This window comes from Salmonella sp. A7 (assembly GCF_020181675.1).
In the GTDB taxonomy this organism is placed as follows: Bacteria; Pseudomonadota; Gammaproteobacteria; order Enterobacterales; family Enterobacteriaceae; genus Salmonella; species Salmonella enterica.
Map to the genome: position 1 here is coordinate 3,600,575 of NZ_CP084001.1, position 17,203 is coordinate 3,617,777.

The following is a 17,203-nucleotide window of genomic DNA, read 5'->3' on the forward strand; positions in this document are numbered from 1 at the left end:
TCCCGTCAGGCAAGCTAACAGGCGTGTTTTAAGACTCGTACCTGGTACACCCCGTCTTCATTCCGTTTCGCGCCGTGAATATCCGTTTCAAAACCGGGATAATGCTGGCCAATCGAGCAGAGCATCAGCAGAAAATCGAGCACGGCCCGACTCTGTTGCGTGATCCTCTCGCCGGGCATCAACAGCGGAACGCCTGGCGGATAAGGCAGGATCATATTCGCGGAAACGCGCCCTGGCAGTTGATCGAGCGCCACGGTTTCCACCTCGCCTTTGATCTGACGCTGCCAGGCCTGGTGCGGGGTCATGATCATCTCCGGTAAAACCTCGAACGCCCGCAACATCAGCCCCGGAAGATCGTGCTGGCGGATCAGTTTATGGATCCCCTGCGCCAGATCCTGAATGCGCATATTGCGATAAAAATCCGGATCTTCCGCATACAGATCCGGCAACATATTTTTGACGCGCAGGTTAAGATCGTAGGCCCGTTTAAATTCCGTCAGCCCGCGCAGCAGCCCCATCGCACGGGTCTTATCAATCCCTATGCTGAACAAAAACAGCAAATTATACGGCCCGGTTTTTTCCACCACCACGCCTCGCTCATCGAGGAACTTCGCCACCAGCGCGGCGGGTATCCCCTCTTCGCTCATGTTGCCCTGTTCATCCATCCCCGGCGTCAGGATTGTCACCTTAACCGGATCGAGGAACATATGATCGTCATCAGCATCGGTGAAGCCATGCCAGGTTTCTCCCGGCGTGACCGGCCAGCATTCGGCCTCATCAACCTCTTCCGGCTGCCAGATATCAAAGAACCAGCTATCGGACTCTTCACGTAACCGCTGTACCTCTTTACGAAAATGGAGCGCCCGCTCCACCGAACGATTAATCAATCTTTTCCCTGGATTGCCGCGCAGCATCGCCGCCGCGGTCTCGATAGAGGCGACAATGGGATAGCTCGGCGATGTGGAAGTGTGCATCATAAACGCTTCGTTAAACGTCTCTTCGTCATATTCCCCTTTGATATGAATAAGCGACGCCTGCGAAAAAGCCGCCAGCATTTTATGGGTGGATTGCGTTTCGAAAATCACTTTTCCGGGCACCCGATCGCCGCTCATCCCGCTTTTCCCCTGGTAGATCGGATGGAAATGGGTATAGGGTACCCAGGCGGAATCAAAATGGATCGAGGGAACGTCCAGCATCTGCTTGATCCAGTTAGTGTTATACAGCAGACCATCGTAAGTAGAATTGGTGATAACCGCATGAACCGGCCATTGCGCCTGCGCGGTTTCCGCCACCTTACGCGCAATGCTGTCGCAGGTAAATTCACGCTTAGGAATACCGCCGAGAATACCGAGCGCATTGCGCGTCGGCTTCAACCAGAGAGGCACCACATCGCTCATCATCAGCAAATGCGCCAGCGATTTATGGCAATTACGATCAATAAGTAGCGTACTTCCCGCAGGCGCGGCATACATACCGACAATTTTATTCGAGGTCGACGTACCGTTCGTCACCATATAACTCTGCTCGGCGCCAAAAGTACGGGCGATATACTCTTCCGCTTCCAGATGCGGTCCGGCGTGATCCAGCAGCGATCCCAGTTCAGTCACCGAAATCGACACGTCAGCTTTTAAGGTATTGCCGCCAAAAAAATCATAAAACAGACAGCCTGGCGGGCTTTTCTGATACGCCGTTCCTGCCATATGACCCGGCGTACAAAAGGTATATTTTCCTTCTTTGGCGTAGGTAAACAGCGCTTTGGTAAACGGCGGTGTAATATTATCGAGATATTCGTTTGTATATTGATGAATGCGCGTCGCGATATCTTCAGCCAGCCCCAACGCATACTCAAAAAACCACAGCGCCATGCGCATATCGTGAACGCTAACGTCCAGCGTGGAGTTGGTATTGATAAAGGCGTAGAGAGGAAGGTATTCATTTAGCTGGTTGATTTCGCTACAAAGGTCGAGACTGTATTCATCCCAGTCAAAAATAACGCCGCAGATGCGCGGGTTATGTTCAATAAACTTCAACAAGTCAACGCTATTTTGCGGCCAGATAATTTGAAATCCCAGGGATTGTAATGCACGCTCAAGCTCCTTGATGGGTTCATCTTTATAATAAACCCCGTGCGGCCCCATAATGGCGATGATGTTCATGCTTTCTCCTGAAAAAACCTGAGATAAGCATAGTAACAATCCTGCCGATGCAAAGCACCGACAGGATTTATCTTATTACAATGCGTTCCATGCATCGGCCCAGGCAATCCCTACGCCGGGCTCATAGTAAGCAGGCGCAACATTACACCATGAGCCTTCCGGGAACGGTTTGCACTGGTACAATGCGCCATTATTGTTGACGATGTCGCCCGGATTCCATTTCTGGCTGCTGCTCCAGGCAGGGTAGCTGGTGGTCTTATCTTCGTCATCCGCAGCGGCGGCCTTCGCTTTCACATTCAGCGTATAAACCGCAGTGCTGGAGAGCGTACCGTCGCTAACGGTCAGATTCACCACATACTGGGTGTTCTGAGTGACATCCGGCGCGTTGAAAATCACAACGGCTTTATCCTGGCCGCTCAGCGTTTTGCCATCCTGCGACATCCAGGTATAGGTGAGCTTGTCGCCATTCGCGTCGGTCGATCCTTCCGCGCTGAGTGAAACCGGGCTACCGGCTTCCACCGCCCCGACCGGCCCGGCAATGCGCGCGACGGGCGCCACGTTTTCATCCGTCACTGGCGCTGGAGTTGGCGTGACATCCGGTTCAGTGGTTCCGTTATCATCGACGACATTAACGTTGAAATAATGCTGTACACATTTCGTGTAGTCGCCCTCTTTAAAGGCGGTATACGGCGTTTGATATCCCACTAACTGGCAGGAATAGGTTTTACCGTCCGCAGTATCGGCGCTCCAGCCCCAGTCTTGTTCCCAATAGATCGGTAACGCGCCAGCGCCGCCTTCATCGAACTGCTTCATCTTTTTACAGCCCAACACTTCGTCAGCCGGCACCGGCACTTTCAGGTAGTTGGCAAACTCTTTGTAGTAGGCGATACGGTTAAGCGACTGCGCATTCTCATCTGCGCCGCCGCACTCCACGCCGCCATTGATGATCTGAATGGTGACGCCGAAACCTGATACCAGGCCGTTTGCTTTATCGCGATCGTTTGGCTGCCAGGTACCGTCAATCACATGTAGCATAGACGGCTTCGGCGGCTGCGGATACACAAAGAAGAAGACGGCGCTCGCCAGGTTCATCCAGGTATCCGCCACCAGCTCGGGTTTATCCAGCAGAGGGCGAACGTCACCATACATCGCGTCAGAGAAAGGCCCATAGTTGTAGTTATAAGAAAGCTGTTTTGCCCCGCGACCAAAATAGCTGAGGAAATCGCCGTCCTTATCTTTACCGCACGGCCAGGTCTGGCCCTGCCATACATCCGGGTTACATTCGCCGTTGTAGCCGCCTTTCTGCCCTTCTGTCCAGCCGACTTCGCGCAGATAGACCAGCGCCTGACGCCATTCCGGAATGTCACGCCAGCTTTCGTGACCGCCCGTCTCCTGGGCAAAATGCGCAAACATAGTAGCCAGGGTTTTACGGCAGATAGCGTCGCTATCGCGTCCATCGGTGTAGGTACCACAAACCGCCGGGAATTTACCTATCGCTTTCAGGAAGTTAGAGTAAGTATATTCCGGCGCGCGCATCGGGAACAGATAATCCCAGTCGGCCTCTTTCAGAATACTTTCAACGCGTTTTACGTTTGCCGGGTTAGCGGCGCGCCCCGGTTCGATTTGTTCGACCGCGCTGTTATCCAACGTCTGGATAGAGGATTTCACTGCCTCCATTAACGGAAAATCCGTCAGCGCTTTCTCTTTCGCCGCCAGATCGCTGGCGTTGATGGTCATTGGCTCACTACTGCTAAGCAGCGGCGCGGCCTGCGCACCGGATAAGCTCAACATGATTCCTGCCGCCACGGCGCTGAGCGCCAGTGTTTTTTGCAATCCCATAATTTTCTCCTTGAAGGGTAGTTCACTGCCTGCCCTGGCCACACGCCTGGCAGTTGCTACAGTGTCAGGGAGAACATGCCGTTGCGTTTAATCACATCAACTCATCGGCGTCTCATTTTTCCTCGTCCAAAAAAAAGAGGCCGGATTATCCGGCCTCCTGGGAAAAATGAGGTAAATGATTAGGCGTAACCGTAGCTCATCAAACGCTGGTAACGACGGTTTTTTAAATCATCGGTGCTTAACACATCGAGATCGGCTAAATCTTCCAGCAGTTGCGCTTTTAGCGACGCCGCCATCGCTTCCGGATTACGGTGCGCGCCGCCCAGCGGCTCCGGAATGATGGAATCGATTAGCTTCAGCTCTTTCAGACGCGGCGCGATGATGCCCATCGCTTCAGCAGCCAATGGCGCTTTGTCGGCGCTCTTCCACAAAATAGAGGCGCAACCTTCCGGGGAGATAACGGAATAGGTGCTGTATTGCAGCATATTCACTTTATCACCCACGCCAATCGCCAATGCGCCGCCGGAGCCGCCTTCGCCAATCACGGTGCAGATGACCGGTACGTTCAGACGAGACATCTCACGCAGGTTGCGGGCGATAGCTTCAGACTGACCACGCTCTTCCGCGCCCACGCCAGGGTAAGCGCCCGGGGTGTCGATGAAGGTGATAATCGGCATGTTGAAGCGTTCAGCCATTTCCATCAGGCGCAGCGCTTTGCGGTAGCCTTCCGGCGCAGGCATGCCAAAGTTACGACGAATTTTTTCTTTGGTTTCACGACCCTTCTGATGACCAATGATCATCACCGGTCGCCCTTCCAGACGCGCGATACCGCCGACGATGGCTTTGTCATCCGCATAGGCGCGATCGCCCGCCAGCTCATCAAACTCATCAAACGCCAGACGGACATAATCCAGGGTGTACGGACGCTGCGGATGGCGCGCCAGTTGGGCTACCTGCCATGCGCCGAGATCGGCGAAGATTTTGCGCGTCAGTTCTACGCTTTTTTCGCGCAGGCGATGGACTTCTTCATCGATATTAATATCCAGTTTCTCATCCTGGCGGCTTACCGCAGTCAGAGAATCGATTTTCGCTTCCAGCTCTGCTATCGGCTGTTCAAAATCAAGGAAATTCAGACTCATAGTATTCCTGTATTAGTCAAACTCCAGTTCCACCTGCTCCGAACCAATGAGGCCACGCAGATCGTTAAGTAAACGATCGCTCGGAGAGACACGCCACGTTGCGCCAAAACGCAGCCGCGCACGCGCATCCGCCCTCTGATAGTAGAGATGTACTGGAATGGTCCCCGAGCGGTGGGGTTCCAGAGACTGACGGAGTCGGTTTAAAAGCTGGTCATCAATTTGCCTGTCCGTCAGCGAGATAGCAAGCCCGCGAGCGTATTTTTCGCGAGCTTCGTCAATATCCATCACTTCGCGGGCGGTCATTTTAAGCCCCCCGCTGAAGTCATCAAAGCTGACCTGTCCGCTGACGATAAGTATGCGGTCTTTTTCCAGCAACTGCTGGTATTTATCCAGCGCGTCGGTAAATAACATCACTTCCAGACGCCCGGAACGGTCATCCAGCGTACAGATGCCGATACGATTGCCGCGCTTGGTGACCATAACCCTTGCGGCAATCACGAGCCCCGCAGCCGTGGTGACTTTACCACGTTCTGTCGGATGCATGTCTTTGAGCCTTACCCCGCCGACATAGCGCTCAATTTCTTTTAAATACTGATTGATGGGGTGGCCCGTCAGGTACAGCCCCAACGTTTCACGTTCCCCATCTAACACCACCTGCTCCGGCCACGGCTGGCAGCTGGCATAGGATTGCTCGATTTGCTCCGGCTCTTCCGCCAGTACGCCGAACATATCCGCCTGACCGATAGCTTCCGCTTTGGCGTGCTGGTCGGCGGCTTTCAGCGCATCGCCCAATGAGTTCATCAGCGCGGCGCGGTGCGGCCCCAGGCGGTCGAACGCCCCGGACATGATCAGCTTTTCCAGCACCCGGCGGTTGAGCTTTTTCGTGTCGGTCCGCGCGCACAGATCAAACAGTTCGCGGAAATAGCCGCCCTGATTACGCGCGTCGATGATCGCTTCGATCGGCCCTTCGCCGACGCCTTTGATCGCGCCGATGCCGTAGACGATCTCGCCCTCATCGTTAACGTGGAAATGGTACAATCCGGAGTTAATATCCGGCGGCAGAATTTTCAGTCCCATCCGCCAGCACTCGTCCACCAGGCCGACGACCTTCTCGGTGTTGTCCATATCGGCAGTCATCACCGCCGCCATAAATTCAGCCGGATAGTGCGCCTTTAGCCATAGCGTCTGATAAGAAACCAGCGCATAAGCGGCGGAGTGCGATTTGTTAAACCCGTAACCGGCGAATTTCTCCACCAGGTCAAAGATTTTCATCGCCAGTTCGCCGTCGATACCGTTCTTTTTCGCGCCCTCTTCAAAAACGGAACGCTGTTTGGCCATCTCTTCCGGCTTTTTCTTACCCATCGCACGACGCAGCATATCCGCGCCGCCGAGAGTATACCCGGAAAGTACCTGGGCAATCTGCATCACCTGTTCCTGATACAGAATGATGCCGTAAGTCGGCTCCAGTACCGGCTTCAGGCTTTCATGCTGCCACTGAACGTCCGGGTAAGAGAGTTCTTCACGACCGTGCTTACGGTCGATAAAGTTATCTACCATCCCGGACTGCAACGGACCGGGACGGAACAGAGCCACCAGCGCGATCATATCTTCAAAGCAGTCCGGCTGCAGACGTTTGATCAGATCTTTCATGCCGCGCGATTCAAGCTGGAAGACCGCCGTGGTTTCCGAGCGCTGCAGCATGTCGAAGCTTTTTTTATCGTCCAGCGGAATGGCGGCGATATCCAGCGGCGGCTCGCCATTCTTCGCCCGCCGCTTGTTGATCATCTCCAGCGCCCAGTTGATGATAGTCAGCGTACGCAAGCCGAGGAAGTCGAACTTCACCAGCCCGGCATATTCCACGTCGCTTTTATCAAACTGGGTAACCGGATGCTTGCCCTCTTCATCGCAGTACAGCGGCGCAAAGTCGGTAATTTTGGTCGGCGCGATGACCACGCCGCCAGCGTGTTTACCGGCGTTACGCGTGACGCCTTCAAGCTTACGCGCCATATCGATCAGCGCTCTGACCTCTTCATCCGCCTCGTAAATTTCCGGCAGTTGCGGTTCCGCTTCAAAGGCTTTTGCCAGCGTCATGCCCGGATCGGGCGGCACCAGCTTCGAGATACGATCGACAAAACCGTACGGATGCCCCAGCACTCGGCCCACATCGCGGATAACGGCTTTCGCCGCCATCGTACCGAAGGTGATAATTTGCGATACCGCATCACGCCCGTACATGTCTGCGACGTGCTCAATCACCTGGTCGCGTTTCTCCATACAGAAGTCAACGTCGAAGTCAGGCATCGAGACACGTTCCGGGTTCAGGAAACGTTCGAACAGCAGGTCAAATTCCAGCGGATCAAGGTCGGTAATTTTCAGCGCGTAGGCCACCAGCGAACCGGCCCCGGAGCCACGTCCCGGCCCTACCGGCACGCCGTTATCTTTTGACCACTGGATAAACTCCATCACGATGAGGAAGTAGCCAGGGAACCCCATCTGGTTGATAACTTGTAGTTCAATATCCAGACGCTCGTCATATTCCGGGCGACGCTTTTTGCGCTCTTCTTCGTCCGGAAACAGGAAAGCCAGACGTTCTTCGAGCCCCTCTTTCGATTTTTTGACCAGATAATCTTCGGTGGTCATATCGCCGGTCGGGAACTGCGGCAGGAAATATTCACCCAGACGCACCGTTACGTTGCAGCGTTTGGCAATCTCCACCGTATTTTCCAGCGCCTCCGGAATATCGGCGAACAGTTCGCACATCTCATCGATGCTGCGCATATATTGCTGCGGCGAGTAATTGCGCGGACGCTTAGGATCGTCAAGCGTGAAACCGTCGTGGATCGCGACACGAATTTCATGGGCGTCAAAATCATCGCTTTCAAGAAAACGGACATCGTTTGTCGCGACAACCGGCAAACCACGTGCCTCAGCCAATTCAACCGCAGCATGGAGATAGGTCTCTTCATCCTGTCTGCCGGTACGGATCAGTTCCAGAAAGTAGCGATCGGGAAAATGCGCTTCATAGAAAGCAACGCACTCCTCCACCAGCGCCTGGTTGCCGCGTAGCAGACAGCGGCCTACGTCGCCCATGCGCCCGCCGGAAAGCAGGATCAAACCTTCTTTAAGCTCTACCAGCCAGTCGCGCTCGATAATCGGGCCTGCCGCGCCGTAGCCGCGCTGATACGCTTTCGAGATCAGCAACGTCAGGTTCTGGTATCCCGTATTATTCGCCGCCAGTACCGTCAGATGAGTCAGCTCATCTCCCAGCAGTTCGTTGTGAACGTTAAAGTCCGCCCCGACGATGGGTTTAATGCCCGCGCCATGACCCGCTCCGTAGAACTTCACCAGACCGCAGAGGTTGGTAAAATCGGTGATCGCCAGCGCAGGCATACCTAATGAGGCCGCCTTTTTCACCAGCGGCCCGGTCTTCGCCAGCCCATCGATCATAGAGTAGTCGCTGTGCACCCGCAGGTGAACGAAACGTGGTTCAGACATCTTCAGATTTCTCGATACAAGAATCAGGACACAAGTCCCAGAGCGCGTTTAACAGGCGCAAAACTGCGTCGGTGGTGCGCCGTCGCGCCATACTGTGCCAACTTTTCCAGATGAAAAGCGGTTGGATAGCCTTTGTGCTGCGCAAAGCCATACTGAGGAAAAACGATATCCAGCGCCGCCATTTCTGCGTCGCGGGTGACTTTCGCCAGAATAGACGCCGCGCTAATCTCCGCCACGCGGCTGTCGCCTTTCACCACGGCCATTGACGGCACAGGCAGCGCCGGACAGCGATTGCCGTCGATCAGCACATATTCTGGCGCAATATGCAGACCAGCGACAGCGCGCTGCATGGCGAGCATGGTGGCGTGCAAAATATTCAGCTCATCAATTTCATGCGCTTCCGCGCGTCCCAGACTCCAGCTTAACGCCTTTTCTTTAATCTCGTCATACAATGACAGACGACGCTTTTCAGACAATTTTTTGGAATCATTCAGACCGACGATCGGGCGAGCCGGATCGAGGATCACGGCGGCGGTCACTACGGCACCCACCAGCGGGCCACGGCCCACTTCATCCACACCCGCCACTAAATGGGTGTGTGGATAAACAAATTCGATCATTGTGCTAACTCCAGGACGGCATTTGCCGCCTGCTCATCGGCATTACAGCGGATCTGCTGATGCAGTTCACGGAAGGTGTCGTGCATCGCATGGCTGGTTTTACCGTTCGCCAGTAGCGGCAACAGCGCTTCGGCGAGTTTTTGCGGTTCGCACTCTTCCTGCAACAGCTCTTTGACTAATTCTCTTCCCGCCAGCAGGTTAGGCAAAGACACATACTCCGTTTTTACCAGACGTTTCGCCAGCCAGAAAGTGAAGGGCTTCATACGATACCCCACTACCATCGGGCATTTTGCCAGCATACACTCCAGTGCCGCCGTACCCGAGGCCAGCAGAGCCGCGTCGCTGGCGATCATCGCCTCGCGCGCCATGCCGTCCAGCAAATGAACGGCGAGATCCGGCGCAACCTCCGCTTTAATTTTTTCAAACTGCTCGCGGCGTTTCGCGTTCACCAGCGGCACTACCACTTCCAGATCGGGATAGCGCTGTCGCAGCAATTGTGCGGTTTTCAGGAAGTCGGCGCTGAGCATTTCCACTTCCGCGCCACGGCTGCCTGGCAGTAGCGCCAGACAATGGGCGTCATGCGGGATACCCAGCACGTCGCGCGCCGCATTTTTATCCGGGTCCAGCGGCATTGCATCCGCCATGGTGTGACCGATAAAGCGGCACGGGACGTTAAATTTATCGTAAAACGCTTTTTCGAAAGGCAGAAAAGCCAACACCATATGAGTGGATCTGCCTATTTTGAAAACGCGTTTCTGTCGCCAGGCCCAAACGGACGGGCTGACATAATGAATGGTCTTAATCCCTTGTTTTTTCAGATTACCTTCGAGGGTAATGTTGAAATCAGGGGCATCAATCCCGACAAAGACATCGGGCTTGAGTTCGGTAAAACGACGGGTCAGATCGGCGCGGATATGCAACAAACGGCGTAAACGTCCGAGCACTTCAACAATGCCCATGACTGCCAGCTCTTCCATTTCGTACCAGGCTTCACACCCTTCGGCCTGCATGCGCGGCCCCGCAACGCCCACAAAGCGGGCGTTGGGTACGCGCGCTTTCAGCGCACGAATTAAGCCTGCGCCAAGAATATCGCCGGACGTTTCACCGGCGACCAGGGCAATCGTTAAAGGACGCTGTGCCGCCATTAACGAATCGGACCGCGCGTTGAACGCTCAAAGAACTCGGTAAACGCCTTCACTTCCGGATGCTTTTCAGCAAGTTCAGCGATTTCCAGCTTCGCTTCGTCGAGCGTTTTACCACTGCGGTACAACAGTTTGTAGGCATTACGAATCGCCACCAGCCCTTCACGGCTAAAGCCGCGACGCTTCAGCCCTTCGATATTTACCCCGAACGGCGTCGCATGGTTACCCTGCGCAATCACATACGGAGGGACATCCTGAGCCACGCCGGAGCAGCCGCCGACCATCACATGCGCACCGATAATGCAGAATTGATGAACTGCCGTCATACCGCCGATGATCGCAAAATCATCGACTGATACGTGCCCCGCCAGCGTGGCGTTGTTGGCGAGGATACAGCGATTACCTACCGTACAATCATGTGCGACATGCGCATTGATCATCAGCAGGTTATCGCTACCCACCTTCGTCAACCCACCGCCCTGCACTGTACCACGATGAATGGTGACGCTTTCGCGGATGCGGTTACGATCGCCAATTTCCACACGGGTCGGCTCACCCGCATATTTCAGATCCTGGTTCACTTCACCGATGGAGGCAAACTGATAAATCTCGTTGTCGCGGCCGATTTTGGTTTGACCATTCACGACCACATGAGACTTCAGTACGGTTCCCTCACCAATTTCGACCTGCGGCCCAACAATACAAAAGGGACCAATGTGGACATTAGCGCCAATTACAGCGCCGTCTTCCACAATGGCGGTAGGATGAATAAAGGCGGATTTATCAATCACGAATCAGGCCTCCCGGCTACGAGCACACATCATGGTTGCTTCGCACACAACTTTACCGTCGACCAGCGCAACCCCTTTAAAGCGGGTCAGGCCACGGCGCGTTTTCTCGAAAGTGACTTCCATGATCATCTGATCGCCTGGCACCACCGGACGCTTAAAGCGCGCTTCATCAATACCCGCGAAATAATACAGTTCGCCAGGTTCCAGTTTACCAACGCTTTTAAACGCCAGAATACCGGTTGCCTGCGCCATCGCTTCCAGAATCAACACGCCTGGCAAAATCGGTTTGCCCGGGAAATGCCCCTGGAAAAACGGCTCGTTGACGGAGACATTTTTCACCGCACGCAGAAAACGACCTTCTTCAAAGTCCAGCACGCGATCGACCAGTAAAAACGGAAAACGGTGCGGCAGAAGCTCTAAAATCTCTTCAATCTGCAGAGTATGAGTGTTAGTAGTCAAAATACTCTTCCTGTCCAAATATACAAAAAGGCAATAATAACACGGCCTGCCGCAATCGTATGAATGTGACAGGCCGGAAAAGAATGGCAACTACAAGGCGGAACGTTAGTCTTGTTGATTAACCTTGCGCTCAATCGCTTTGAGACGCTTGCTCATATCATCAATGTTCATCACCAATGCAGCAGTTTTACGCCATACTTTGTTGGGTTGCAGCGGAATGCCTGAGGAGTAGACGCCCGGTTCCGTGATGGGACGCATCACCATACCCATGCCAGTTACCGTGACTTTGTCGCATATTTCCATATGCCCATTGATCACGCTGGCGCCGCCAATCATGCAGTAACGGCCAATCTTCAGGCTACCCGCCATAATGACGCCACCGGCAACTGCCGTATTGTCGCCAATCACAACGTTATGTGCAATCTGGCACTGATTATCAATAATCACGCCATTGCCAATAACAGTATCATCCAACGCGCCACGGTCAATGGTGGTACAAGCGCCGATCTCGACACGATCGCCAATAATGACCCGGCCCAGTTGTGGGATCTTCACCCAGTTGCCACGATCGTTAGCGTAGCCAAAACCGTCCGCGCCGATCACCGTACTGGACTGGATCAGGCAATTCTCACCGATCTGAATGTCGTGGTAAATCGTTACGTTCGCCCACAAGCGTGAACCCGCCCCGATTTTGCTATTTTTTCCGACGAAACAGCCTGCGCCGATAACCACGTTATCGCCCAGTTGTACGCCAGATTCAATCACCGCATTCGCGCCGACTGAAACATTGCTACCCAGCGTTGCCGTCGCATCAATCACGGCGCTTGGCGCGATATTCTGCGCGGGCTGCGGCGTAGTATCTAAAATTTGCGCCATGCGCGCGTAGGTCAGGTAGGGATTTTTAACTACCAGCGCCGCGCTCTTAGCAAAAGGAAGATCGTCCTGCGTCATGACAACCGCAGAAGCCTGGCATAAACCTAAGTGTTCACGGTACTTAGGATTTACCATAAACGTAATGTGGCCTGTTGTTGCAGATTGCATGGACGCAACGCCGGTGATGACGATATCGCCATCACCGTGTAATTCTGCATCCAACTGTTCTGCTAAGTCAGCCAGTCGAATTGAAGGCATTACTTATTTAACCTGTTTCAGTACGTCAGCGGTGATGTCTTTCACATCGCTGCTGTTGTAAGCAACGGTGTTTGCGTCTACCACCAGATCTATACTCTGGTCGTTAGCCACTTTTTTCACTGCAGTCTGGATACGAGTCACCAGTTTGTTGCGTTCTTCGTTGGAACGACGAGCGCGATCTTTCTCAAAAGCCTGCGCTTTTTGCGCGAAAGTCTGGCGCTGAGACATCACGTCTTTTTCCAGCTTAGTACGATCGCTACCTGCTTTCATGGATTGCAGACGCTGCATTTTAGATTGCAGATCAGTTTCCATTTTTTGCAGTTCAGCCGCACGGCCTTTAAATTCGTTTTCCAGTGTATTGGATACACCCGTCTTCTGCGCAACCTGTTGGAACAGATTACCCATGTTGACGATTGCAATTTTGTCAGCAGCCTGTGCGGACGTTACCATCGCCAAACCAAGACCTGCAGCTAATAACCACTTTTTCACAATAAACTCCTTACCATCCCATTTGCACCCGAAGGTACAGCTCTTTGCGTGGCCTGGCGATCCCTGGGGGCATCGCCAAAAGTCATCGCTACACTACCAATGCATTCCTTTGCAGTGAACAATTACCAGGTTTTACCAATGTTAAACTGGAACTGCTCGGCTTTGTCTCCATCGTACTTTTTAAACGGCTGGGCGTAGGAGAAGACCAACGGCCCCAATGGGGACATCCATTGTAATGCGATACCCGCGGACATACGGATGTTGCTCGGATCGCTGTAGTCCGGATAACCAGAATACTGGCTGGAATCCCAGTTAGTATCCCAGACGGTCCCCATATCCCAGAAGAAAGAAGTACGGACCGAATTAGCATATTTCTCGCTGATAAACGGCGTCGGCGTGATAAATTCCAGGCTGGCGACCGCCATCGCGTTCCCCCCTACCGCATCATCCGACTTACACATATCTTTTGCGCCGTCCTGCGTCGCGCAATCGTAGTCTTCATCAGCATCGTAATTTTTAGGGTTATAGGGATAATAGACCGCCTTAGGACCAATGGTATTGGACTGGAAGCCACGAACGGTACTGGAACCACCGGCATAGAAGTTCTCATAGAACGGCATTTCTTTACCGCCTAAACCATCGCCATAACCAAAGCGGGTACGGCCTAGAATGACCCACTTATGATCGTTATCGATCGGTACATAGGTCGCGGTATCCAACGTCGCTTTATAGTATTCGTTATCCGATCCCGGAATCGTCACCTTACCCGTCAGGTTGATACGCGTACCTTCCGTCGGGAAGTAACCACGGTCTAGTTTGTTGTAGGTCCAGCCGTAGTTAAAGGTGAAGTCATCAGTGCTAAAACTATTATCCTGATCATTAGTACTCGGATACTGACCCATTGATGCCAGATAACGCCACATTGCAACCTGCGGTTCCATATTGGACAGGGAGTTATGCACATACCCTAAACCAGCACGCAACGTGTTGTACTCGTTGATGGGGAAGCCAAGCGTCACATCCGTACCGTAACTCTTGTTGGTATAGTCGGATAGATCCGCATCGTCCGCCTGGAAGTCGTTATAGAAGATACGACCACCGAGGCTCACGCCGTCAACGGTAAAGTATGGGTTAGTAACGGACAGTTCGCTGTAGGTCTGGTAGTCGTTTTTGGTGCCGTTAATCCCCACGGAATAACCGGTACCTAACCAGTTGTCCTGCTGAACGCCGGCCTGGAAGCTCACGCCGCTTTCTGTACCGTAACCGATACCGAAGTTGAAGCTACCGGTATTACGCTCTTTCACCTTGTACACCACATCAACCTGATCCGGGCTACCCGGAACGCGCTGCGTGTCGGTGTCGACGGTTTCAAAGAAGCCGAGACGGTTCAGACGCTCTTTACCCTGGTCAACCAGGTCGCTGCCCAGCCACGCCCCTTCCATCTGGCGCATTTCACGGCGCAGAACGGAATCTTTTGAGGTATCGTTGCCTTCAAAGCGGATCTTACGCACGTAGAAACGGTTGCCCGCATCGACGTTCACGCGCAGTTTTACGGTTTTGTCAGCATCGTTAATTTCAGGCTGTGACTGCACGCGCGGATAGGCGTAACCATAGCGACCCAGAAGCTTTTTGATGTCATCTTCCATTTTGGTCACTTTGGTGCCGTTATAGAGCTCGCCCGGTTCAATTTTCGTCAGGTTCTCAATTTCAGCGGAATGTCCGGCCAGGTTACCGCTTACCTGAACCCCGGAAAGCTTGTACTGATCGCCTTCGGTGATATTGACGGTGATGTAGATCCCTTTCTTATCCGGCGTCAGACTCACTTGCGTGGAGTCAATATTGAAACGCGCGTAGCCGCGATCCAGATAGTAGCTGCGCAAGGTTTCAAGGTCGCCCGCCAGCTTCTGTTTCTGGTATTTACGATCGCCGACGACGTTCCACCACGGCACTTCGTCACGCAACTGGAAATGAGAAATGAGTTCTTCGGTGCTAAAGGCATGGTTACCGACGATGTTGATCTGTTGGATCTTCGCCGATACGCCCTCCTGGAACACCAGTTTAAGATCAACACGGTTGCGCGGCAGCGGCGTGACGACCGCCTTAACGCTGGCGCTGTATTTACCTACGCTATAGTAAAAGTCTTCCAGACCTTTTTCGATATCAGACAGCGTGGTGCGATCCAGAGACTCGCCAACACGTACGCCAGACGCTTCGAGGTTTTGCTTGAGCATGTCATCTTTCACCGACTTGTTCCCGGAGAAAGTGATGCTGGCAATGGTCGGACGTTCTTTTACCTGAACCAGAAGGGTATTACCATCGCGCAGGACGCGGACGTCCTCAAAGTTGCCGGTGGCGAACAGAGCGCGAATGGTGTTACTGATATCTTCATCATTAACCGTGTCGCCTGTGCGCACCGGCATACTGAGGAGAGCCGCACCAACGGCGACTCGCTGCAGGCCTTCGAAATGAATGTCCTTCACTACGAACCCTTCAGCACCGTATACGGTGGCGCTGCTGAACAGCAGCGACGCTATGAGCAACTTTTTCATCGCCATCGTTATTATGCGTTCTTCCTAACTAACTCTCTTACAACCGAGAGAAATCATTGAAAAGTGCAAGCCCCATTAACAACACCAGCAAAATCGAGCCAATGCGATAACTAAAGTCTTGAACCCGCTCGGATACCGGCCCGCCCTTAAGCTTTTCAATCGCCAGGAACAGCAGATGACCCCCGTCAAGAACGGGCAGCGGAAACAGGTTGATTATCCCTAAGTTCACGCTGATTAGCGCAAGGAACATCAGGTAATAAATCACCCCGAACTCCGCTGACATCCCAGCCCCCTGAGCGATAGAAATCGGCCCACTGAGGTTGTTCAGTTTCACATCACCGGTTATCAATTTACCCAGCATACTGACCGTCAGCTTCATCAACTGCCACGTCTTATCCGTGGCTTCGAGGATGGCGCTAAAAGGCCCATACTGGCGTATAGTCTTGTACTCTTCCGGCAGAGGAATAATTTTAGGCACCACGCCTGCAAACCCTTCCGCCTTTCCGTTAACCGATTTCGTATCCGGCGTTAACGTCAACGACAAGGCGCTCCCCTGCCTTTCAATCTCTAACGCTAACGGCTTACCGGGATTATCGCGTACAAACGTCACGAATTTCATCCACTGCGTTAACGGCTGACCATCGACTTTAACGATCCTGTCGCCCGCTTGCAAACCCGCTTTACTGGCTGCGGAATTCGCCTGCACTTCTGACAGTACCGGTTCAATCTGTGGCCCGCGGGGCCGAATCCCTAAAGAAGATACAGGATCTTGCTTATCAGGCTCAAATGCCCAGTGACGTAAATCAAGCGTTTTGTCCTGCCGCTGGTCGCTGCCAAACGGCGCGACGCTCACCGTCGTCTGCTGATCGCCAATTTTGGACACCAGTTGTAAACGCACGGCATCCCAATCAGGGGTTTCGATACCATCAACGGCTTTAAGTTCCGTACCAGGCGCAATTTGCGCCTGCGCAGCAATCGAGTTGGGCGTTATTTCGCCAATGACCGGACGAACGCCAGGGACGCCGATGATAAAGACCAGCCAGTAAGCAAAGATAGCAAAAATGAAGTTCGCAACCGGACCTGCGGCAATAATTGCGGCGCGCTGGCCCACCGTTTTGTTATTGAAGGCGTGACGACGCAATTCCGGCGCTACCGGTTCGGCGCGTTCATCCAGCATTTTGACGTAGCCGCCCAGCGGGATCAGGGCGATGACATACTCGGTGCCGTACCGATCGGTACGACGCCAAAGCGCTTTGCCAAAGCCGATGGAAAAGCGCTCAACTCGCACACCGCAGCGCCGGGCAACCCAGAAATGACCAAATTCATGCACAGTGATCAGCACGCCCAGTGCGATGATGAATGCAGCCAGATTCCAGAGAATACTCAGCATAAA

General features: G+C 53.5%; 12 protein-coding genes. All 12 read right to left on the minus strand.

What is annotated here, in order from left to right; translation table 11 throughout:
* Positions 1–14: 14 nt before the first annotated feature.
* The 12 genes from ldcC to rseP all read right to left on the minus strand — a co-directional run bounded on the left by ldcC (position 15) and on the right by rseP (position 17,200).
* Positions 15–2,156 carry a lysine decarboxylase LdcC gene (gene ldcC, locus LCS67_RS17725; RefSeq protein WP_100521894.1) on the minus strand — a complete coding sequence of 714 codons (2,142 nt, stop codon included), beginning with the start codon at positions 2,154–2,156 and terminating at the stop codon, positions 15–17.
* A gap of 75 nt (positions 2,157–2,231) precedes the next feature.
* Entirely contained in the window at positions 2,232–3,995 is a 1,764-nt protein-coding gene (locus LCS67_RS17730) for a chitinase (RefSeq protein WP_000524167.1), read from the minus strand.
* A 179-nt stretch (positions 3,996–4,174) separates the two neighbouring features.
* A complete protein-coding gene (accA, locus tag LCS67_RS17735) occupies positions 4,175–5,134 on the minus strand; it encodes an acetyl-CoA carboxylase carboxyl transferase subunit alpha (protein ID WP_000055753.1) in 960 nt (319 codons plus the stop codon).
* A gap of 12 nt (positions 5,135–5,146) precedes the next feature.
* Entirely contained in the window at positions 5,147–8,629 is a 3,483-nt protein-coding gene (gene dnaE, locus LCS67_RS17740; protein WP_023207369.1) for a DNA polymerase III subunit alpha, read from the minus strand.
* A 23-nt stretch (positions 8,630–8,652) separates the two neighbouring features.
* Positions 8,653–9,249, minus strand: coding sequence for a ribonuclease HII (gene rnhB / locus LCS67_RS17745; RefSeq protein WP_000569411.1), 597 nt, complete (start codon positions 9,247–9,249; stop codon positions 8,653–8,655).
* Positions 9,246–10,394 carry a lipid-A-disaccharide synthase gene (gene lpxB / locus LCS67_RS17750; RefSeq protein WP_000741217.1) on the minus strand — a complete coding sequence of 383 codons (1,149 nt, stop codon included), beginning with the start codon at positions 10,392–10,394 and terminating at the stop codon, positions 9,246–9,248. The genes rnhB and lpxB overlap by 4 nt, the downstream gene beginning before the upstream one ends.
* Positions 10,394–11,182, minus strand: coding sequence for an acyl-ACP--UDP-N-acetylglucosamine O-acyltransferase (gene lpxA / locus LCS67_RS17755; protein WP_000565952.1), 789 nt, complete (start codon positions 11,180–11,182; stop codon positions 10,394–10,396). Before lpxA ends, lpxB begins: the two co-directional genes overlap by 1 nt.
* A gap of 3 nt (positions 11,183–11,185) precedes the next feature.
* A complete protein-coding gene (gene fabZ / locus LCS67_RS17760; protein ID WP_000210741.1) occupies positions 11,186–11,641 on the minus strand; it encodes a 3-hydroxyacyl-ACP dehydratase FabZ in 456 nt (151 codons plus the stop codon).
* Positions 11,642–11,746: 105 nt separating this feature from the next.
* Positions 11,747–12,772 carry a UDP-3-O-(3-hydroxymyristoyl)glucosamine N-acyltransferase gene (gene lpxD, locus LCS67_RS17765; RefSeq protein ID WP_001139265.1) on the minus strand — a complete coding sequence of 342 codons (1,026 nt, stop codon included), beginning with the start codon at positions 12,770–12,772 and terminating at the stop codon, positions 11,747–11,749.
* Positions 12,773–12,775: 3 nt separating this feature from the next.
* Positions 12,776–13,261 (minus strand): molecular chaperone Skp, encoded by a 486-nt coding sequence (skp, locus tag LCS67_RS17770; protein WP_000758966.1) that lies wholly within the window; start codon positions 13,259–13,261, stop codon positions 12,776–12,778.
* 122 nt (positions 13,262–13,383) lie between these two features.
* Complete coding sequence (gene bamA / locus LCS67_RS17775; protein ID WP_001240936.1) at positions 13,384–15,816, minus strand: outer membrane protein assembly factor BamA; 2,433 nt, start codon at positions 15,814–15,816, stop codon at positions 13,384–13,386.
* A 31-nt stretch (positions 15,817–15,847) separates the two neighbouring features.
* Complete coding sequence (rseP, locus tag LCS67_RS17780; protein ID WP_000949017.1) at positions 15,848–17,200, minus strand: sigma E protease regulator RseP; 1,353 nt, start codon at positions 17,198–17,200, stop codon at positions 15,848–15,850.
* Positions 17,201–17,203: the final 3 nt, after the last annotated feature.